The 21,358-nt window shown below is 32.2% G+C and carries 20 protein-coding genes and 5 pseudogenes; 19 read left to right on the top strand and 6 right to left on the bottom strand.

Annotated features, from left to right (window positions below; genetic code table 11):
- The first annotated feature begins 208 nt into the window (after positions 1-208).
- The 4 genes and pseudogenes from ABLV90_RS13610 to dinB all read left to right on the top strand — a co-directional run bounded on the left by ABLV90_RS13610 (position 209) and on the right by dinB (position 4,700).
- On the top strand, positions 209-1,126 hold the full coding sequence (locus ABLV90_RS13610; RefSeq protein ID WP_460872771.1) for a diacylglycerol kinase: 918 nt from the start codon (positions 209-211) through the stop codon (positions 1,124-1,126).
- Positions 1,127-1,279: 153 nt separating this feature from the next.
- Positions 1,280-2,642 (top strand): annotated as a pseudogene (gene rlmD / locus ABLV90_RS13605) (23S rRNA (uracil(1939)-C(5))-methyltransferase RlmD).
- Between the two features lie 219 nt (positions 2,643-2,861).
- Positions 2,862-3,419 (top strand): DUF3267 domain-containing protein, encoded by a 558-nt coding sequence (locus ABLV90_RS13600; RefSeq protein ID WP_460872770.1) that lies wholly within the window; start codon positions 2,862-2,864, stop codon positions 3,417-3,419.
- A gap of 210 nt (positions 3,420-3,629) precedes the next feature.
- Positions 3,630-4,700, top strand: a complete 1,071-nt coding sequence (dinB, locus tag ABLV90_RS13595; protein WP_460872769.1) for a DNA polymerase IV — start codon at positions 3,630-3,632, stop codon at positions 4,698-4,700.
- A 31-nt stretch (positions 4,701-4,731) separates the two neighbouring features.
- Here dinB and ABLV90_RS13590 read toward each other — a convergent pair whose 3' ends face one another.
- Entirely contained in the window at positions 4,732-5,286 is a 555-nt protein-coding gene (locus ABLV90_RS13590; protein ID WP_046466246.1) for a 3'-5' exonuclease, read from the bottom strand.
- Positions 5,287-5,469: 183 nt separating this feature from the next.
- Positions 5,470-5,971 (bottom strand): annotated as a pseudogene (gene ftnA / locus ABLV90_RS13585) (H-type ferritin FtnA).
- A gap of 168 nt (positions 5,972-6,139) precedes the next feature.
- Here ftnA and ABLV90_RS13580 point away from each other — a divergent pair.
- Complete coding sequence (locus tag ABLV90_RS13580) at positions 6,140-7,459, top strand: lipid II isoglutaminyl synthase subunit MurT (protein WP_069815002.1); 1,320 nt, start codon at positions 6,140-6,142, stop codon at positions 7,457-7,459.
- The gene (locus ABLV90_RS13575) at positions 7,456-8,178 is read left to right on the top strand and encodes a lipid II isoglutaminyl synthase subunit GatD (protein ID WP_427706953.1); all 723 of its coding nucleotides are present in this window, start codon (positions 7,456-7,458) and stop codon (positions 8,176-8,178) included. The genes ABLV90_RS13580 and ABLV90_RS13575 overlap by 4 nt, the downstream gene beginning before the upstream one ends.
- A gap of 112 nt (positions 8,179-8,290) precedes the next feature.
- On the opposite strand, the pseudogene ABLV90_RS13570 reads toward ABLV90_RS13575, so the two are convergent.
- Positions 8,291-9,276, bottom strand: a pseudogene (locus tag ABLV90_RS13570) (FUSC family protein).
- Positions 9,277-9,455: 179 nt separating this feature from the next.
- Here ABLV90_RS13570 and map point away from each other — a divergent pair.
- The 5 genes and pseudogenes from map to ABLV90_RS13545 all read left to right on the top strand — a co-directional run bounded on the left by map (position 9,456) and on the right by ABLV90_RS13545 (position 13,077).
- Positions 9,456-10,208, top strand: a complete 753-nt coding sequence (map, locus tag ABLV90_RS13565; RefSeq protein WP_046466242.1) for a type I methionyl aminopeptidase — start codon at positions 9,456-9,458, stop codon at positions 10,206-10,208.
- Between the two features lie 104 nt (positions 10,209-10,312).
- On the top strand, positions 10,313-10,699 hold the full coding sequence (locus ABLV90_RS13560) for a hypothetical protein (RefSeq protein WP_427706957.1): 387 nt from the start codon (positions 10,313-10,315) through the stop codon (positions 10,697-10,699).
- Between the two features lie 16 nt (positions 10,700-10,715).
- The gene (gene liaF / locus ABLV90_RS13555) at positions 10,716-11,417 is read left to right on the top strand and encodes a cell wall-active antibiotics response protein LiaF (RefSeq protein ID WP_460872768.1); all 702 of its coding nucleotides are present in this window, start codon (positions 10,716-10,718) and stop codon (positions 11,415-11,417) included.
- Positions 11,414-12,457 (top strand): sensor histidine kinase VraS, encoded by a 1,044-nt coding sequence (locus ABLV90_RS13550; protein ID WP_285324033.1) that lies wholly within the window; start codon positions 11,414-11,416, stop codon positions 12,455-12,457. Before liaF ends, ABLV90_RS13550 begins: the two co-directional genes overlap by 4 nt.
- A pseudogene (locus ABLV90_RS13545) lies at positions 12,447-13,077 on the top strand (response regulator). Before ABLV90_RS13550 ends, ABLV90_RS13545 begins: the two are co-directional and overlap by 11 nt.
- 190 nt (positions 13,078-13,267) lie before the next feature.
- Here the strand turns inward: ABLV90_RS13545 and ABLV90_RS13540 are convergent.
- The 3 genes from ABLV90_RS13540 to ABLV90_RS13530 all read right to left on the bottom strand — a co-directional run bounded on the left by ABLV90_RS13540 (position 13,268) and on the right by ABLV90_RS13530 (position 15,427).
- Positions 13,268-14,440, bottom strand: a complete 1,173-nt coding sequence (locus ABLV90_RS13540) for a YihY/virulence factor BrkB family protein (protein ID WP_427706959.1) — start codon at positions 14,438-14,440, stop codon at positions 13,268-13,270.
- Positions 14,441-14,671: 231 nt separating this feature from the next.
- Complete coding sequence (locus tag ABLV90_RS13535; RefSeq protein WP_046466237.1) at positions 14,672-14,956, bottom strand: hypothetical protein; 285 nt, start codon at positions 14,954-14,956, stop codon at positions 14,672-14,674.
- A gap of 6 nt (positions 14,957-14,962) precedes the next feature.
- Entirely contained in the window at positions 14,963-15,427 is a 465-nt protein-coding gene (locus ABLV90_RS13530) for a low molecular weight protein-tyrosine-phosphatase (RefSeq protein WP_046466236.1), read from the bottom strand.
- 155 nt (positions 15,428-15,582) lie between these two features.
- Between ABLV90_RS13530 and ABLV90_RS13525 the strand changes: the two genes are divergently transcribed.
- The 8 genes and pseudogenes from ABLV90_RS13525 (at position 15,583) to ABLV90_RS13490 (ending at position 21,353) form a co-directional block, all read left to right on the top strand.
- Positions 15,583-15,765, top strand: a complete 183-nt coding sequence (locus ABLV90_RS13525; protein ID WP_460872886.1) for a DUF1128 family protein — start codon at positions 15,583-15,585, stop codon at positions 15,763-15,765.
- 15 nt (positions 15,766-15,780) lie between these two features.
- Complete coding sequence (locus tag ABLV90_RS13520; protein WP_427706963.1) at positions 15,781-17,019, top strand: aminopeptidase; 1,239 nt, start codon at positions 15,781-15,783, stop codon at positions 17,017-17,019.
- Between the two features lie 101 nt (positions 17,020-17,120).
- Positions 17,121-17,642: an acyl-CoA thioesterase gene (locus ABLV90_RS13515; RefSeq protein WP_460872767.1), complete on the top strand. Its 522-nt coding sequence runs from the start codon at positions 17,121-17,123 to the stop codon at positions 17,640-17,642.
- A 310-nt stretch (positions 17,643-17,952) separates the two neighbouring features.
- On the top strand, positions 17,953-18,123 hold the full coding sequence (locus ABLV90_RS13510; protein ID WP_002507213.1) for an SE1561 family protein: 171 nt from the start codon (positions 17,953-17,955) through the stop codon (positions 18,121-18,123).
- A 100-nt stretch (positions 18,124-18,223) separates the two neighbouring features.
- Positions 18,224-18,742: a type 1 glutamine amidotransferase domain-containing protein gene (locus tag ABLV90_RS13505; protein ID WP_285324040.1), complete on the top strand. Its 519-nt coding sequence runs from the start codon at positions 18,224-18,226 to the stop codon at positions 18,740-18,742.
- A gap of 363 nt (positions 18,743-19,105) precedes the next feature.
- A pseudogene (gene sgtB, locus ABLV90_RS13500) lies at positions 19,106-19,919 on the top strand (monofunctional peptidoglycan glycosyltransferase SgtB).
- A 323-nt stretch (positions 19,920-20,242) separates the two neighbouring features.
- Complete coding sequence (recX, locus tag ABLV90_RS13495; RefSeq protein ID WP_046466230.1) at positions 20,243-21,061, top strand: recombination regulator RecX; 819 nt, start codon at positions 20,243-20,245, stop codon at positions 21,059-21,061.
- A complete protein-coding gene (locus tag ABLV90_RS13490) occupies positions 21,039-21,353 on the top strand; it encodes a YfhH family protein (protein ID WP_427706967.1) in 315 nt (104 codons plus the stop codon). Before recX ends, ABLV90_RS13490 begins: the two co-directional genes overlap by 23 nt.
- Positions 21,354-21,358: the final 5 nt, after the last annotated feature.

Here is a 21,358-nt window from a genome sequence, read left to right as displayed (position 1 = left end):
AAATGCGTTGGATTTTAGTGTAATGTGATGATTAAATAACGTATTACAACAATAGATATAGCAGAACCTGTAGAACGTTTTTGTCTACAGGTTCTTTTACTATTTATACGATATTATATATATTCTGTAAAATTTGGCCTAAATACTTTTATCATTTATCTAAATCATATAATATAGACATTGAGTATAAGAAGTCGAGGGATAAAATATGAGAAAACGAGCTAGAATCATTTATAATCCAACATCTGGAAAAGAATTGTTTAAACGTACCTTGCCAGATGTTTTAATTAAATTGGAAAAAGCAGGGTTTGAGACAAGTGCATATGCAACTGAAAAAGTTGGAGACGCAACTTCAGAAGCAGAACGCAGTTTAGAACAAAACTATGATGTATTAATTGTCATTGGTGGTGACGGTACGCTTAATGAAGTCATAAATGGTATTGCAGAGCAGCCGAACAGACCTAATATAGGCATTATACCTATGGGGACAGTAAATGATTTTGGACGTGCACTACATTTGCCAAATGACATTATGAGTGCAATTGATGTGATTATAGAAGGCCATACAACAAGGGTTGATATAGGCAAGATGAATAGTCGTTATTTCATAAATTTAGCTGCCGGTGGTCAATTAACACAGGTTTCTTATGAGACGCCAAGTAAATTGAAATCCATCGTTGGACCGTTTGCCTATTATATAAAAGGTTTTGAAATGTTACCTCAAATGAAAGCTGTCGATATTCGTGTAGAATATGACGATGAAGTTTTTCAAGGGGAAGCATTATTGTTCTTATTAGGTTTAACGAATTCTATGGCTGGTTTTGAAAAATTAGTGCCAGATGCTAAGTTAGATGATGGTTATTTTACATTGATTATCGTTGAAAAAGCAAACCTTGCTGAATTAGGACATATAATGACCCTAGCTTCTAGAGGAGAACATACTAAGCATCCTAAGATACATTATAAGAAAGCCAAATCCATTAGCGTATCATCATTTGTAGATATGCAGTTAAACGTAGATGGTGAATATGGTGGTAAATTACCAGGCAATTTCTTGAATTTAAAACAACATATCGAAGTATTTACGCCAAGTGATATTAATAATGATGAAATAGTTGAACAATAAAAGTAGGTTTCGTATAATATTACAAAATCAATTTGAAGAACTTAAGTGTTTCAAGTTAAAATGAATAATCGAAAAAATTAAAGATACAGAATAAACTGAGAGGTTAGGTAAAGACATCAAATATCCTAACCTCTTTTAGTGTGGGGTGAAGTCATGGATGCAATTCAAAAAAATGAGGTCATAGAAGGTAAAGTTATAGATTTAACACATGAAGGACATGGTGTTGTTAAATTAGATCGCTATCCTATATTTGTACCAAATGCATTGATTAATGAAACAATAGAATTCAAAGTGATAAAAGTTAAGAAAAATTTTGCAATAGGTAAGCTAATTGAAATTAAAAAAGAGAGTGAAGAACGTGTAGAACCACCATGCGTTTATTACCATAAATGTGGTGGCTGTCAGCTACAACATATGACTTATCAAGCGCAATTGAATATGAAAAAAGAGCAAGTTGTCAATTTGTTCCACCGTAAAGCAGATTTTAAGGACACAATTATTCACGATACGATTGGTATGGATAATCCTTGGTTTTATCGTAATAAATCTCAAGTCCCAGTTGGTAAGAACAATGAAAATAAAGTGATTACAGGATTCTATCGTCAAAGAAGTCATGACATTATAGATATGGATGAATGTTTAATACAAGACAATATGCATCAAGATGTGCTGAATCAACTCAAATTATGGTTCAATGAATTAAATATCAGTATATATAATGAACGTAAAAAACAAGGCCTTATGCGTCATGTCGTAATTAGAACAGGACACCATTCTAGAGAACTGATGGTTGTATTTGTTACAAACGGCAAGAAATTCAAACAAAGTGATGTGCTTACAGAAAAATTAGTAGCAAGCATTTCCAGAAATAGTGAGCGTCAAACATAACGTGAATGATACACATTCGAATGTCATTATGGGTGAAACGTCATATACGCTATATGGTAAAGATGAAATTCAAGATACACTTTCAGATGTAACATTCAAAATCAGTGATCAATCTTTTTATCAAATCAATTCTATTCAAACTGAAAAATTATATCAACGTGCAATTGAGTATGCTGAACTTAAAGGTGAAGAAACAATACTAGATACTTATTGTGGTATAGGTACAATTGGATTATACATGGCACCGAAAGCGCAACATGTCTATGGTGTTGAAATTGTCCCAGAAGCAATTGCAGACGCTAAGCAAAATGCGACCTTAAACCAGTTCGAAAATACTACTTTTGTCTGTGGTAAAGCTGAAGAGGTTATTCTAAAATGGAAAGCACAAGGCATTAAACCAGATGTAGTAATGGTTGATCCACCTCGAAAAGGCTGTGACGAAACTTTCTTGGAAACACTTTTAGAATTGAACCCAAGAAAGATTGTCTATATTTCTTGCAATCCATCAACGCAACAACGTGATGCGCAAAAATTAGCACAACAATATAAATTAACACAAATTACGCCAGTAGATATGTTTCCACATACCACGCATGTTGAAACAGTAGCACAATTTGAAAGACGCTAAATTATAATATTTTATATTTAGGTGGCTTAACGTGAATATTGGATTTGTGTGAATTTAATTAATAAGCTGTTTACTAATTATTGCAAAATATTGCAGAACAAGTAAGTTTGTTAAAATTCAATTACAAGCAACTAACTTACTTGAAAAGCCCATCATTAGTGGTTACAATCGTTGTATAGTCTAGGTAATAACGATGACGATGACACGGAGGGTTGACACATGTTCAAGATTGATTTGTTCTCTAGCAAGAAAATGTCGGAAGGTTTTATACTTTTTCAATTTACAATAGTGATGGTTAGTATATTATTATCTTATAAATTTGCTTATTCATTTACACACATTATAGAACAAAATATTATATTAAATTTAGTATACGGTATATTAGGATTTGCAGTTGTTTATTTCTTACATGAATTTATTCATAATATAATGTTCCGTTTGTTGTCAAAAGGCAATAAACCTACTTTCCAGATCCGCCAAGGTTTAATTACTACTCATATGCCAAATGTATATTTTAAAAAATGGCAATACATCACTATCATGTTAGCTCCCTTAGTCGTTATTACAACAGTGTTGATTATATTATTCTCATTTTTTGCATATTCATCTATGATATTTATAGCGAGTCTTCATATTGGATATTGTGTAATGGACATGTATTTCTTAACAGGCGCATTTAATAATAAAGTGCAATATATTGAAGATACAGAAGAAGGTATAATATTTTATTCAGAGAGTCCAGTGACACAAATACAGGCTCAGACAGAAGTGAAATAAACATAATTGAATTTATAAATTTTAATCTGAGTTAGTTGTTTACTTACAGAGAGATGTTGACGATTGTGTTCAGCAGTCGTTTGTTCTGATAAGAGATAACTGGCTCTTTTTTTGTGTTACTTGAGCAAATTATAAGAAAATACATATTTTAAAAGTTAAGATTGAACTAATATTAATCATTGTATCCAGACGATGAAGGAGGCGAGTGCATTGTCAGAAAGACGTATTATCCATATCGATATGGACTATTTTTTTGCGCAAGTAGAAATGAGAGATAATCCAAAGTTAAAAGGGAAGCCTGTGATTGTAGGTGGTAAAGCAAGCGGTAGGGGCGTAGTTTCAACAGCCTCATACGAAGCTAGAAAATATGGTGTACATTCTGCAATGCCCACTGCACAAGCACATAAGTTATGTCCAAATGGTTTTTATGTTACGCCAAGATTCGAAGCGTATAAAGCAGCTTCAGAAAAGATTATGAAGATATTTAAGAGTTATACTGATGTTGTAGAACCATTGTCATTAGATGAAGCTTATTTAGACATTACACATTTAGTTAGAGCAGATTTACCCGCATCAAGCATTGCTCAATATATACGTAAAGATATTTTTGAAGCAACACAACTGACTTCTTCTGTTGGTGTATCTTATAATAAATTTTTGGCTAAATTAGCGAGTGGAATGAATAAGCCGAATGGGTTAACAGTAATTGATTATCATAATGTACACGAGATATTAATGGGATTAGATATAGGCGATTTCCCTGGTGTAGGTAAAGCTTCCAAACAGAAAATGCATGATAACGCAATATACAATGGTAAAGATTTATACGAACAAAGTGAAAGAGAATTAATAAGACTTTTTGGTAAACGAGGACATGGGCTGTATAACAAAGCGAGGGGTATAGACTATAATCCTGTTAAATCAACAAGAATAAGGAAATCAGTTGGAACAGAGCGGACTTTTGCGACGGATATGAATGATGACGATCAAATATTACAAAAAATATGGGAATTGAGCCATAAAACAGCTGAACGTTTAGCTAAGTTACAAAAATCCGGTAAGACAGTTACAGTAAAAATAAAGACGCACAAATTTGAATCATTATCGAAACAACGAAGCTTAAGAGATCCTGTCAGAGATGAAACGGATATTTATAATATAGCTTATACTTTATATACAGAATTAAAAGATCCAGATGTGCCCATTAGGCTAGTAGGTGTAACGGTAGGTAATTTAGAAAAAGCATCTTATGAAAACATGACAATTTATGATTATATTTAAAAAAGTGAGTTCAAATTTGAAGCTAACTTCATTAATCTTTATCCTTTAAATCTTTGCCATAAATATTAAGCATACTATTTAAATCATCATAGTGTTTTAAAAGGCGAAATGTGATCATTGCACAAGCTTTCGCATCATTTAATGCATCATGATGACCATGAAAATCTAAATTATAATATTGCATCATATAATTTAAGCCGTAGCGATGGTTCTGTATTGTTCTTCTTGATAGTTGTAATGAACAGAAGTATTTCATATTTGGCGTATCACTACCTATAGCTTTAATACTTTCATGCAGGACACTCATATCAAAAGCAGCATTATGTGCGACAACTGGTAGGTCGTCAATGAATTGCATCATAAAAGGGTATACTTTTTTAAACGTGGGAGCGTCATAGACCTCATCTGGTTGTATACCATGTACAGCAATATTTTGTTGTGAAAAGTAATCGTTTGGATTAACTAATGTGTAAAATGATTCAGTGATTTGGTGATTAACAACTTTAACCATACCAACTGAACAGATACTTGTACGTTTACCATTAGCAGTTTCAAAATCAAGGGCAATAAATGCGTCAGAATTCATTAAGCAAGATTCCTTTCTCATGTGTGAATATGATATGACTTTATATAAATATGTGCTTAGAGTCAAGTTAATCAGACTTTAACAAGGCAAATTACAAGCGCATAATAAACATAAAAACTCATCCCAGATTTAAATTGGGATGAGTTTTTATTGAGACAATAAACTTAAGTTATAATATGAAGATTACTCTTCGTCAAATGAACGTGCGACTAATTCTTTCTCGTATAGGTAAAGTGTATTGCTGTCATCACCGATACGTTTTAGGTAATCAAGGTGTGTTTCAAACATCGCTTCTTCTTCTACTTGTTCGTCTAAGAACCAATTCAAGAATGAAATAGTAGCATAATCTTTCGCTTGATTAGCTAAATCTGATAAATTATAAAATCTACGTGTAACATCTTGTTCTTGCGCTAAGCCATCTTGAAATGTTTCCAAGATACTTGAGAAATCTGATTTTGGGGCAGGAATCGTTGCAAATAAAGCGTGTTCTCCACGGTCATTGATATAATCATATATTTTTTTACCATGGAATCTTTCTTCTTTCGCTTGTTGAACATAGAAATTCGCAAAACCTTCGTATGATTCTTTGTCGCAAAAAGCGGCCATTGCCATATACGCATGTGCTCGCAAAATATTCATGATTCATTTGTTCATTTAATGCATTTAACAATTCTTTGTTTAACATAAGTAATAGCCTCCATGTATGTTTTTTTCAGTATAGCAAATCTATTCTCATTAGTAAATAATAATAATTATAATCTAGAAAAAAGACATGATTATTTCAATTGAGAATTGTTTGGAATACAACTTAATCATGTTATAATATTTGAGTGAAGAGTGAAGGAGGAAGTACATGAGACATTGGACTGCAACCCACTTAGCAAAATTGGCTAAGCAAGCAAGTAAAGCTGCTGGGAAAAAGGGCACAGACTTGCCAGGTCAAGTTGCTAGAAAAGTGGATAAAAATATTTTAAGAAAATTAGCATCACAAGTTGATGAAATTGTCTTTATAAGTGGCACAAATGGGAAAACAACCACTTCAAATTTAATTGGCCATACATTAAAAGTAAATGATGTCGACATCATACATAATAATGAAGGCGCAAATATGGCTGCAGGTATTACTTCAGCATTTATTTTGCAAATTAAACAAAGCACAAAAATTGCAGTCATTGAAATTGATGAAGGCTCGATTCCAAGAGTACTCAATGAAGTAACACCAACAATGATGGTGGTTACTAATTTCTTCCGTGATCAGATGGACCGTTTTGGGGAAATAGATATTATGGTAAATAATATTGCAAATGCGATTAATAATAAAGGGATTAAGTTATTGTTAAATGCAGATGATCCATTTGTCAGTAGATTGAAGATAGCTAGTGATACAGTTGTATATTATGGGATGAAAGCACATGCACATGAATTTGAACAAAGTACAATGAACGAGAGTCGCTATTGTCCAAATTGCGGTCGTTTATTACATTATGATTATATTCAATATAATCAAATTGGGCATTATCATTGTGAATGTGGATTTAAACGGGAGGATACTAAATACGAAGTGTCTGAATTTAATTTAAATCCATTCATTAATTTAAATGTAGGAACTGCTACTTTCAATATGAAAATCGCGGGAGACTTTAATGCTTATAATGCGATTGCGGCTTATACAGTGCTAAAAGAATTAGGACTCAATGATGAAGGTATAAAACGTGGATTTGAGACATATACGTCGAATAATGGACGTATGCAGTACTTTAAAAAAGACAGTAAAGAAGCAATGATTAACCTTGCCAAAAACCCTGCCGGAATGAATGCTAGCCTTTCTATAGGAGAACAACTAGAAGGTAGCAAAGTTTATGTCTTAGGATTGAATGATAATGCAGCTGATGGTAGAGATACTTCTTGGATTTATGATGCTGATTTTGAAAAATTAGTAAAACAACAAATCGAAGCAATTATTGTTACAGGGCTACGTGCAGAAGAATTGCAGTTAAGGTTAAAGTTAGCAGGTGTAGAAGCACCAATCATTTTAGAAAGAGACATATATAAAGCGACAGCAAAAACGATGGACTATAAGGAAAGTTTTACAGTAGCTATTCCTAACTATACTTCTCTAGCACCTATGTTAGAACAATTAAATCACTCTTTTGAGGAGGACAAAGCTAGATGAATGAATTGACTGTTTATCATTTTATGCCTGATAAATTAAATTTATACAGTGATATTGGGAATATTATCGCGTTGAAACAACGTGCAAAATTGCGTGATATTAAATTGAATGTTGTAGATATAAATGAAACAGAGGGCGTTACTTTTGATCAATGTGATATTTTCTTTATCGGTGGCGGTAGTGATAGGGAACAAGCACTAGCTACTAAAGAATTAAGCAAAATCAAAACGACATTAAAAGAAGTAATTGAAGACGGCATGCCTGGTTTGACAATTTGTGGTGGTTATCAATTTTTAGGAAGTAAATATATTACGCCAGATGGTACTGAACTTGAAGGACTTAATATTTTAGACTTCTATACTGAGTCACAGAAAGAGCGTCTAACTGGAGATATTGTAATCGAGAGTGAAACGTTCGGTACAATCGTTGGTTTTGAAAATCATGGTGGTCGTACGTATCATCCATACGGCACTTTAGGTAATGTCACACATGGTTATGGTAATAATGATGAAGATGCTAAAGAAGGCATCCATTATAAAAATCTATTAGGGACTTATTTACATGGGCCTATTTTACCTAAGAATCATGAAGTGACTGATTACTTACTAGAAAAAGCATGTGAACGTAAAGGTATACCATTTACGCCTAAGCAGGTAAATAATACTGAAGAAGAAGCCGCCAAACAAGTAATCGTTAATCGTGTAACACAAAAACAGTAATAAGCAAAAAAATAAAGTGGCTGTTAGAAATCCTATTGGAAATCTGACAGTCACTTCTTTTATTTTTGAAAATCTTTTGAATTTCAATGCGTAAGACTTAACTACACAAGTGTTACGCAAAACGATGATCCAATATACGATAGATTAATAAAATTTCATAAATTAGGTGACTTTTTAATTGATTGTCATCAAATTCGTCTAATCCTTTAACAGAAGTTTTCAATAATGAAGCAGATTGTTGTTGACGCTCAAAAGATCCAGTAGTGTATATGTCATTAATACTTTGAGCAATACTTAAGATGGCTATTTTTTCTTCATTCGTAAATTGGATATGCGTGCCTTTAGGTAAATAGACTAAGTTTGATAAATGCGTAATAAATAATCTATTTGTATGTGTACGTGTTGTTAATGATTTTAAACGTATCCATTCTGAATCGTGATGTTTGTGATAGCTCAGCTCATCCTTTTGATAAGAAAGCAATGTCTCAACCTTTTGATTTAAATCTAACAATATATTTAATTGTTGGTAAGGCGCACCTTTAGTAAATTTGCCTAACAGTAACTGACGCATACGATGATGAAAGAGACCGTACATTTTAGACTCTACTTTATTTATTGAAGATTCAAGTTGGTCATAATATTTTGGTGGGAATACAACAAAGTTGACTAAACCGACCGTAACCAGACCAATAATTGCAGTTAATAGTCTTGAGAAAAAGTTGAAGAAATAAGCATCATGTATACCGGGTATCATAGCCATTGCTGTTAATGTTGCAACTGTGGTTCCGGCTTGAAGTTTTAACTTAGTACAAAATATTATTGTAAATGTAGCACTAAAAGCATAGGCGAAAGCAGATTCGTCGCCAAAAATAAATGTAAAAATAACTGCAAAGAGTGCGCCAATTACCGTAGCCGGAAGTCTACGATATCCTTTTTTAATGATGCCTTCGCAGTGGGTTCAATTGTGACAATAGCAGTTAAAATTGCGAAAATAGGATTTAAATCTAATGCCAAACAAAAAAATGCGGTTAAAAAAGTAGCTAACCCAGTTTTAATTGTTCGTGCACCTATTAGTCCTTTATACCAATTGTTGCTCATAAAAAAACTCCTAGTCATGTTATGTATCAGAAGAGAATTAACACGAATTACAAAAGTAGCCATGTTATTCATATAATCAAAATGTTAAACTATACGTGTTCAAATATTCTAATTTATTATATCAAAAAAAGTCTGCTATAATAAGAAGGAATATAATTTACAAAAAGGAACGGGATAATATGATCGTAAAAACAGAAGAAGAATTAACAGCTTTAAAAGAAATTGGTTATATTTGTGCATTAATTAGAGATACTATGCAAGCAGAAACAAAGCCAGGTATCACAACAAAAGAGTTAGACGATATTGCAAAAGAGTTATTTGAAAAACATGGTGCACTTTCTGCTCCAATCCATGATGAAAAATTTCCAGGACAAACGTGTATCAGTGTTAATGAAGAAGTAGCACATGGTATTCCAGGCAAACGTAAAATACGCGAAGGTGATTTAGTTAATATCGATGTTTCAGCCTTGAAGAACGGCTATTACGCTGATACAGGCATCTCATTTGTAGTTGGTGAAGCGGACAACCCATTGAAACAAAAAGTCTGTGATGTAGCGTTAGAAGCATTTGATGCGGCTATGACAAGAGTTAAAGTAGGTGGGAAGTTAAGTCAAATCGGTAAAGCAGTTCATGCTACTGCACGTAAAAATGATTTAACAGTTATTAAAAACTTAACAGGTCATGGCGTAGGACAATCACTTCATGAAGCACCAAGTCACGTGATGAACTATTATGACCCTAAAGATAAAACTTTACTTAAAGAGGGTACAGTGATTGCAGTTGAACCATTTATTTCTTCAAAAGCAACATTTGTGACAGAAGGCAAAAATGAATGGGCATTTGAAACGAAAGATAAAAGTTTTGTTGCTCAAATTGAGCATACTGTCATCGTTACCAAAGATGGACCAGTGTTAACTACTAAAATAGATTAGATAGTGTTTCGGTCTAAAGTCCTAATATAAGATGGTTCCGGAGCCTATACCAATGGTTCCGGATATTCTTTATAATAGAGTTTAATCGATCATGAGGTGATTCTATGAATTATATTACGTCTTATTTAGAAAAGATGACAAAACACACATTTCGCACAAGCATAGTGGAGTACCAACGTTTTCTTGATAAAAAATTGAGAAGTGTTGAAATGTATATTAAATACTTAATTGAAAGAAAGGGTAATGTAGGCAGTTTAATTGATAGACTGACATTATCATTAGAAAATAAATATATTGATATGTTGGATAACGAGTACATTGATTGTGCCGAAGAAATAGAACATAAAGATATAGAGCAAATAAAATGTGAATTAAATGAAATGGAAGCAGACTACGCTCGTATTGAAACCGATTTATCACAACAAGCAACAGAGAGAGCTAATATTGAAACTGAGTGTGATCTAATCGAACGCATTAGTTTAGTCGCTTGAAGAAAGGTGGCGAAACATGACTCATAAATATATATCGACTGAGATGTTAATTGTTTTTACAACATTATTGATTATTGCCAATTTCTATTATATATTCTTTGAAAAAATTGGTTTCTTACTCGTGTTATTACTTGGCTGTATCCTAGCCTATGTAGGTTATTTGTATTTCCATAAAATACGGGGACTCTTATCATTTTGGATTGGTGCTTTGCTGATTGCATTCACTTTATTATCTAACAAATATACAATTATCATTTTATTTATCTTTTTAATAATGCTAATCATAAGATATATTATTTATAGATTTAAACCATTAAAAGTAGTCGCTACTGATGAAGCAATTGAATCTCCAAACTTCATTAAACAAAAATGGTTTGGTGAGCAACGTACACCAGTATATGTATACAAATGGGAAGACTTACAAGTGCAACATGGCATAGGTGATATTCATATCGATATGTCTAAAGTCGCTAATATTAAAGAAAACAATACTGTAGTGATACGACATATTATAGGAAAAGTTCAAATTATCGTACCTTTAAATTATAATATTATTTTAAACTTTACTGCCTTGTATGGGAATGCTTATGTTAATGAAACTTCTTATAAAGTTGAAAATAATAACATTAAAATCGTGGAAGAGACGAAAGAAGAAAACTATGCTGTAAACATTTATGTTTCGACGCTAATTGGCGATATTGAGGTGATTTATAAATGAATCACTACATAAGAGCAATAGGTTCCATGTTGATATTAGTTTATAGTACATTTTTTGCTCTATTTTTTATCGATAAAGTATTTGTAAACATAGTGTATTTTCAAGGTATGTTTTATACACAAATTTTTGGAATACCAGTTTTATTATTTTTAAATTTATTAGTTATTTTTCTCTGTATTATTGTAGGGTCGGTATTAGCATATAAAATAAATCAGCAAAATCATTGGTTACAGGACCAAATAGAACGTTCTATTGAAGGTCAAACAGTAGGTATTAATGACCAAAATATTGAATTGTATAATGAAACAATTGAATTATATCAAACGCTAGTTCCATTAAATCAAGAAGTACACAAATTACGTATGAAAACGCAAAATCTAACAAATGAATCATATAATATAAATGATGTGAAAGTTAAAAAGATTATAGAAGATGAACGACAAAGACTTGCACGTGAGTTACACGATTCAGTAAGTCAGCAATTATTTGCAGCGAGTATGATGCTTTCAGCTATTAAAGAAACACAATTGGAAGCACCTTTAGATCAACAAATACCGTTATTAGAAAAAATGGTACAAGATTCTCAGTTAGAAATGAGAGCCTTACTATTACATTTAAGACCTATTGGATTAAAAGACAAATCGTTAGGTGAAGGTATTAAGGATTTAGTCGTTGATTTAAAGAAAAAAGTACCTATGAAAGTTGTACATGATATTGAAGAATTTGAAGTACCTAAAGGTATTGAAGATCATTTGTTCAGAATTACTCAAGAAGCTTTATCTAATACTTTGAGACATTCAAAAGGTACCAAAGTAACAATAGAATTGTTTAATATGGCAGATTACTTATTATTACGCATTCAAGACAATGGTAAAGGATTCAATGTTGATGATAAGGTAGAACAAAGTTATGGTTTAAAAAACATGCGAGAACGTGCGCTTGAAATTGGTGCGACGTTCCATATTGTTTCTTTGCCAGATTCAGGTACAAGAATTGAAGTAAAGGCACCATTAAATAAGGAGGATTCACATGACGATTAAAGTTTTATTTGTTGATGATCATGAAATGGTTCGAATTGGAATTTCTAGTTACTTATCTACACAGCCAGATATTGATATTGTAGGGGAAGGTCAGTCAGGAAAAGATGCGATTGAAAAGGCTCATCAATTAAATCCTGATTTAATCTTAATGGACCCGCTTATGGATGATATGGATGGTGTCGATGCTACTGAGCAAATAAAAAAAGACTTACCTCATATTAAAGTTGTGATGTTAACAAGTTACATTGAAGATAATGAAGTATATCGTGCTTTAGATTCTGGTGTAGACAGCTATATTTTGAAAACAACTAGTGCTAGCGATATAGCCGAGGCGATTCGTAAAACGTATAAAAATGAATCTGTATTTGAAGCTGAAGTGCTTGTGAAGATGAGAAATAGAATGAAACAACGTGCCGAATTATATGAAATGTTAACGGAACGAGAAATGGAAATTCTATTACTTATCGCAAAAGGTTACTCAAACCAAGAAATTGCGAGTGCATCACACATAACGATTAAAACAGTAAAAACACATGTAAGTAATATATTAAGTAAATTAGAAGTACAAGATAGAACACAAGCAGTTATTTATGCTTTCCAAGCATAATTTAATACAGTAATATATTCTATTTTAAGTATTTCCAAAAGGCTAAAACCGAAACGTAGATGATAGACATTTACGTTTCGGTTTTAGCCTTTTTACGTGTTATAAAGCCATTCAATAGGATAGCTTTAAATTAGGAAGTGAAAATAGCTGATAGATATCATGATTTAGATACCTATCAGCTATTTAGCTAAGTTTATATTAAATTATATTTTTTTGTTGTCTGAGTCTGAAATATTATGATTGGAATCAGAATCAGTAGCATGAGTTGATTCATTTTCAGCATTAGTATCTGCTTCGCTTCCAACATGAGTTGATTCATTTTCTTCAATCTCAGCCATTGTATGTTCTTCTGGTGTTTTACCAGCGACTACTTTGCGTTGATGAATAATCGCATTGATTTCAGCCCCGATAATAATAATAAAGCCTGTAATGTATAACCATAGCATTAAAATAATGATACCAGCGATACTACCATATGTTTTAGAATAGTTAGCAAAGTTTGAAATGTATATACCAAATAAGAATGAGCCACCTAAAAATACAATCGTAGCGAATATTGCACCTGGTATTACTGATTTCATTTTAATTTTAACATTCGGCGCTAACGTATATAAAACCATAAACGCTATGAAAATAATGATTAATGGTAATACAACACGTACTAAATTAAAAATCCATTTGATTTGATCACCTAAACCAAGTGGGCCAAATAAAAGCGAACCGATTTGTTCTCCAAAGGTAGGTAATATCAGTGCGATAGGTAAGACGATAATCATAGCAAGTGTAAATAACACACTGAATAATTTAGAAACAACAAAGTTTCTGCTATCTTCAACGTCATATGCGACATTGAAAGAGTTCATAATTGCAGTCATACCGTTTGATGCAGACCACAGTGCTAAAATCAAACCTACAGATAATATACTACCACTAGCGTTCCCCATAATATCACCAATGATTGATGATACTTGTCCCGCATAATCTGAAGGGACGTGCTCTTTAATCATATCTCTTATCGTTGACTGTTCAACACCTACGACAGGTACTATTGATAGTAAGAATAGGAGCATAGGGAATAGTGACAACATGAAGTAATAAGATAATTGTGCAGATAAACCGGATGCATCATCTTTACCTATTCTATAAATGAGATAAGAGAAAAAATTAGGGTTTTTCGTATATTTTGCTGGTTTATTAATACGTGATACAAAGAATTCTTGATTGTCTTTCTTAGGTGATTTTGATTTGAATTCATTAGGTGTGATATAAGTACGATCACGCCCGATTTGTTCATCTTTTGTTTTCTTAGACTTCTTCTCTTCATTCTTTTTAGCTGAGTTTAGAAACTTTGAAGTTGTTTTCTCTTTTTTAGACATATCAAATCTCCTTATGTATTGATGTTTTCAGTATATTGTTTAATATACTTTAAAAGTTAAAGAAGGTAAATAACTGTTGATATTCTTTTTTTAAAAATTGTTTTTAAGTTTTTAAAATATCGCACATTACAAGTTATATACAAAAGACAATACCTAAACATGTAATATTAGGTATTGCCTTAATTTAATTATTTAAACATGCGGTATCAAAAATACAATACTATAAATCAATTAATTGTTTAAACGTTTATTTTTACGTTCAACGAATGTATTTTTCGCGTCTTTTAAAGAACGTTCTAATTCTGGATTATTACGGCGAATTTCTTCTACCACATCTTTCCAATATAATACTTCGTCTTTTACGTTGTTGATAGCTGAAGGTTTTTGAGAACGATTGCCTTCTTTTCTATCTTTAATTGATTGTTTTAATGATTGGCGAGTTGATTTGTCTGCCAATGTTGCCGCGCCTCCAATTACGGCACCTAATAGAATTCCTGGAATTAATTTATTTTGCATGATGTTTTACCCCTCTCTTAGATTTGCATCTTTAACTATAAAATCAATTAAGTTATCACAAGATGATTGTACCATTTTATAAACACCTTCGAAATTATTTGTATAATAAGGATCAGGTACGTCAGTCTCATTCATATCACTAAAGTCTAATAGCTTATACAATTGTCCTTTAATGCTAGAATTGATCTGTTTAATATTCTCTACATTACTTTGATCCATTGCAATGATATAATCAAAGTCATCATCAGCTTTAAATAGTTCACTGATCATGTTATCAAACGGTATATCATTTTTAGTGAGAATATCTTGCGTACCCTCATGAGGTGGCTGACCTAAGTTCCATTCACCTGTGCCTCTAGAGGTTACGTTTAAACCTGTTATCTTTCGATCTAGTAATCTTTGTCGCATTATAGCTTCTGCCATTGGCGAGCGACAAATATTGCCTAAACAAACGAATGCTACTGAAATCATGTGACTACCTCCAAATTATATAATGCTATTTCCCATTTTAAAGCTTTTTTAATCATTTCTAAAGCATTATTATGATAAAAGTTTTACAAGAAACGTAAATTTGATAAAATAAGTTGGTAAAAGGGGTGAACGAAGTGACAAATACTAACGAACAAATGATATTAGAAATAAGAGAACGTTTAAATCTTGTAAATCAAAGCTTGATTGATCCAGATAAATATGAAGAAGCAGATAAGCAAGAAATAAGCGAAATTCACGAATATGTAACATCAAAAGCGTCATTTACACCAAGTGAAGCAACTGCAATTGCAGACGCACTTGGGCAAATACGCAAATAAAAGGAGTGTATAAAGATGACTCAATTACAAGAAAAATTAAAACAATACGCCGAACTTTTAGTTGGTGTAGGAATGAATGTTCAAGAAGGTCAGCCAGTATTTATTCGCTCAAGTGTTGATGCTATTGAATTAACACATTACATAGTAGAAGCCGCATATAAACGAGGCGCTTCTGATGTTAAAGTTGACTATAGCGACGATCGACTTTCTCGCTTAAAATTCGAATATGAAACCGTGGAACATTTTGAAAGTAATGAAGTGAAAGATTATGAAGTTGCTAAGCGTATGGATTATGTAAATAGAGGTGCTGCAAATTTAGCACTTATAACACAAGATCCTGATTTATTAAATGGCATTGACCGTGATAAATTAGCTGCTTTCCAAAGACAGTATGCTACTGCATATAAAGGATATATGGAAGCAAGTCAGAAAAACCAATTTCCTTGGTGTGTGGCAGCCTATCCTTCAAAAGCTTGGGCAAGCCGTGTCTATCCAGAACTATCTGAAGAAGATGCCTACAACACATTCATTGATGAAGTATTAGATATCGTTCGCGTAGATGGTAATGATCCAGTCGCTAATTGGAAGGCTCATGTTGCTAATCTAAGTAAACATGCAGATAAGTTACAAAGTAAAAATTATAAAGCACTTCACTATATTTCTGAAGGTACAGATTTAGAAATTGGTTTGCCAGAAGGTCATATATGGGAAGATGCAACAAGTTATGCAAGTGGAGGCCAAGCCTTTGTAGCTAATATTCCAACTGAAGAAGTGTTCACTGCACCTCATAGGTTGAAAGTAAATGGCTATGTAACGAATAAATTACCATTAAGCCATAACGGTAATATTATAGATGGTTTTACATTAACTTTTAAAGATGGAGAAGTCATTGATTATAAAGCTGAAAAAGGTGAAGAGGTCTTACGTGATTTATTAAATACAGACGAAGGTGCTAAGCGATTAGGTGAAGTAGCATTAGTACCTGATGATTCACCTATTTCTAATCGCAATACTATCTTTTATAATACATTGTTCGATGAAAATGCATCTTGTCACATTGCATTGGGCTCAGCTTACGGTTTTAATGTAGAGGGTGGTACAGAAATGACTACAGATGAAAAGTTAGCTCAAGGGTTAAATGATTCACTTATTCATGTTGACTTTATGATTGGTAGTAAAGATTTAACAATTTATGGCATTACACAAGAGGATGAAAAAGAACCCGTCTTCGAAAATGGTAACTGGTCAAAATAGAGAGATATTATGGAGAAATCTGTGAAAGTGTTCTGAAGTAGTATTCTATTTTTCAGAGCACTCACTTTTTGTCTTATAAAAGAAAAGGAAATGATTAAATTATGGACAGACCTAAACGTAAATCGATGTCTGAAGCACGAAGTATTAAAGAGAGACAAGTTTTTCCACAAGAAACGAATCATCTGCAGACAATGTTTGGCGGTATGTTGATGGCGAACATTGATGAAATTTCTGCTATAACAGCAACGAAACATAGTAATTCACAAGTAGTAACAGCTTCAACTGATTCGGTAGACTTTTTAAAACCAATTAAAACAGGAGCTGTCGTTTCTTATGAAGCTATGGTCTCATATGCTGGAAAATCTTCAATGGAAGTCTGCGTTCAAATTATTATAGAAGATGTACTTAAAAATGAAAGACATTTAGCGACGCTAAGTTTTTTAACATTTGTAGCACTCGGTGAAGATGGTAAGCCAATAGAAGTACCTCAAGTTTACCCAGAATCACAGACAGAAAAATGGTTCTATGATACAGCACCTGCTCGAGTTAAAAGAAGAAAAGAGCGTAGAGAAGAAAGTAAAAGTACGATTGAGTTCTTATCAAACGTGCAACAATTAGGATAAAAAATGGAAGGTACATATCGGATTAATTACAATCGATATGTACCTTTCGTTTTTTATATAGATGATTTTTAAAATGTCAGTGATTTGTTTTGACTTCTAACTAGTTAATAAAGCATTAGCGAAATACCACAAGACAAGGTTGTGACCGCGGAAAAGGTGTACAAAAAATCTGCTGACAAAGTTATAAACTTTATTAACACTCTGAGACACGACACTTAACATTTTATTATAATATTATTCTGATACTACCAAAAGTTGTTAATTCCATGTTAGGATAATAATATCTTATAAAAAGGGAGTCTCATTGAAAATGAATGAAAATCAAACAATTGATCAAATAAAAGAAAGATTAGAAAAGTTTATTGACGATATAGACCAAGTTAATCCAAACGAAGTAAAAGTGGAAGATATTGATGAGTGGATTGGTTTATTAGATCAATTAGAAGAAAAAGTCAAAACTGTATCAAACACATCTGAATAAACACAGATTGTCCATAAATTAGATTGAGCTATTGTATGTTTAACTTTTCTTGATTTCGTCTATATATAATGTAGAACGCAAATAGGAAAGGTGATTATACATGGCTAAAAAAGTAGCAATCATAGTAACAAATGAATTTGAAGATGTTGAATTAACAAGCCCACAAGAAGCAATAGAAGAAGCAGGGCATGAAACAGTAATTATTGGCGATACAGCGAATAGTGAAGTTGTTGGTAAACATGGTGCAAAAGCTACAGTAGAAGTTAGTATTGCAGATGCTAAGCCAGAGGATTACGATGGATTATTAATTCCAGGCGGATTTTCTCCAGATCATCTACGTGGTGACTCAGAAGGCAGATATGGTACATTTGCTAAGTATTTCACAAAAAATGATGTTCCAACATTTGCAATTTGCCACGGACCTCAAATTTTAATAGATACTGATGATTTAAATGGACGTACTTTAACTGCAGTGTTAAATGTCCGCAAAGATTTATCTAACGCAGGCGCACAAGTTGTAGACGAATCGGTAGTTGTAGATAAAAATATAGTTACGAGTCGTACACCTGATGACTTAGATGATTTTAATAGAGAAATTGCAAATCAGTTAAATGACTAATTGAAAATCATTAATGAACGCACGCTTTGGACATAAGTGTCCTTAATATATGACTGGAAAAACGTATGGTAATGATTATATCTTATAAGTTGAATTAAAGGTTCAACCTGTGAGATATAGTCTGATGCTATGGGTTTTTCCAGTTTTTTGTATTTTATAATGATAATTTTCGCGTTAGTATATATCTTATGGTCGTATAATGTTTAATAACTTAAACATATATGAAATATGCTTACAATGAAACTCTATGCGTAGCGTGACATACACCCTTGGACTGATATTTTCAATTTGGTGTAGATAAACATTTAAACTATTGATAAACTCACTTATAATGATATGAGAGCAACATAAAGGAGCTAGCGCATGAAAAGAAGCGATCGTTATAAGCAAACTAAAAAACAAACTAGTCAAAAAAACTCAAATATACCGCGAGCATAATACCTATTTCCAACCGGTAAACAAACCACCAAAAAAGAAAAAAGGAAAAGGTTTGTTGATAAAGATATTAATACCTATCATCATTTTAATCGCCGCGTTTGTAGCTACAATGTACGCATTTTCTTTAAGAGCAGATGTGGATGACTTGAGAAGTATTGAAGATAAAGAATCCTTCGTGTCTGTTTCAAATATGCCCGACTATACTAAGGGTGCATTTATAGCAATGGAGGACGAAAGATATTATAAACATAATGGATTTGATTTCAAAGGTACATCGCGTGCACTATTTTCAACAATAAGTGATAATAGCGTGCGGGGTGGGAGTACGATTACGCAACAAGTAGTGAAAAACTATTATTATGATAATGAACAATCACTAACAAGAAAAATTAAAGAATTATTTGTAGCACATCGCGCAGAAAAAACTTATGACAAAAATGAAATTTTAAGTTTTTATGTGAACAATATTTATTTTGGAAGTGACCAATATACTGTCGAGTCAGCAGCAAATCACTTTTTTGGCGTAACAACAGATAAAAACAATCCTAATTTACCTCAAATATCTGTATTACAAAGTGCAATTTTAGCAAGTAAGATTAATGCACCAAGCGTATACGATGTGAATAACATGTCGGATAATTATATCAATCGTGTAAAAATAGATTTAGAGAAAATGAAACAACAGGATTTTATTTCTAATGAACAGTATGAAAATGCAATCCAAGAACTCGGTGTGTAATAAGCTAAGAGAATAGAACATAAATAAAACATTGCACACGAGCTGTAAGGTGTTTAAAAACACATGTTTCAAGCTTTTAAAGAACTACTTCTTCATTTAAGAAGATGAGTAGTTCTTATGCAAGAGTTTCAGCTCTTGTATTCCTTTGCTAGGGAGCCTTGTGGGAGCGGAATACGAAATCAAATTTTGATTTCTATCTCGCTCCTTTTTTGATGTTATAATTTAAATATACATACATGGATTAATAGCAATTTTAAATATGCTATACACTATAATTCCATTCATAATCAATATAAGTTATTCTTATAAGTGGAGTGAATAATATGCCTAAAATAACAAAGATAGAAGTGCAAAAAAAGAATAAAGAACGTTTTAATCTATATTTAGATGATGAATTTGAAATGGGTATCGATATTGATACCTTTGTCTATTTTAATTTAAAAAAAGATCAAATTGTTGAAGCTAAAGATATGGAAGAAATTCAAAGCTATGAACAATACAGGCAAGCAGTTAACGCGGCTATTCAATATATTTCATATAGAAAAAGAACTGACCATGAAGTAATTAAACATCTTACAAAAAAAGAAATTTCTGAGTCAGTCATTGCTAAAGTCATAGATTACTGTCATGAGCAAAAGCTTATAGATCATAATGATTATGCGAATAGTTTAAAAAACACCATGATTTTAACGACAGATAAAGGTCCTGGAATATATAAACAAAAATTACGAGAAGCCGGCATTGAACAATTAATTATTGATGAATATAGCCAGATTTATGAACAGGAGCAATCTATGGAGGATATATTAAAAGTTGCAAATAAAATTTTGAAACAGAAAAAGGGGCCATTAGTAAAAAGAAAAGAGAAATTGACACAATCATTAATGCAAAAAGGCTACTCTTTTGAGAAAATTAAAGAAGTAATGGACGAAATGGATTTTTCTCAACCTGAAGAAGAATTAGATGAGTTATTACAAAACGAATTAGAAAAAGCATATAATAAATATTCAAGAAAATTTTCAGGTAGAAAATTAATTAACAAAACAATAGAAGCACTTATGAGAAAAGGTTATAAATATGATAAAATTAAAGCTAAATTAGAAGAGAGTGGAATAGTAGATGGAACAGAAGAAATTGAGTGAAATGAGTGAAATTGAATTACGTCATGAGATACAAGGTTATAAAGAGAAAATGCGTAAAGCAGAAATGAATGGCATTTTTAATGAATATGACGTATATGCAAGTAAAGTAATTATTGCAGAAAGCTATCTTATAGATAGAAATAAAGTAGAATTGGGTAAAATATATAAATTAAATGATGGCACAGAAAGCTATTTCAAAGTTGAACGGTTAAAAGGCGTTTTTGCGTGGGGCTTTAGAATTAAAAGTTCAGAACCTGAAGAGGGTTTACCGCTCGCATTATTAAAATTGTAGAAGGA

This window comes from Staphylococcus sp. 2S1, from assembly GCF_046721335.1.
Classification (GTDB): domain Bacteria; phylum Bacillota; class Bacilli; order Staphylococcales; family Staphylococcaceae; genus Staphylococcus; species Staphylococcus equorum_A.
The sequence above is the reverse complement of the archived record's forward strand: the minus strand, read 5'-3'. Positions and strand labels throughout refer to the sequence as shown.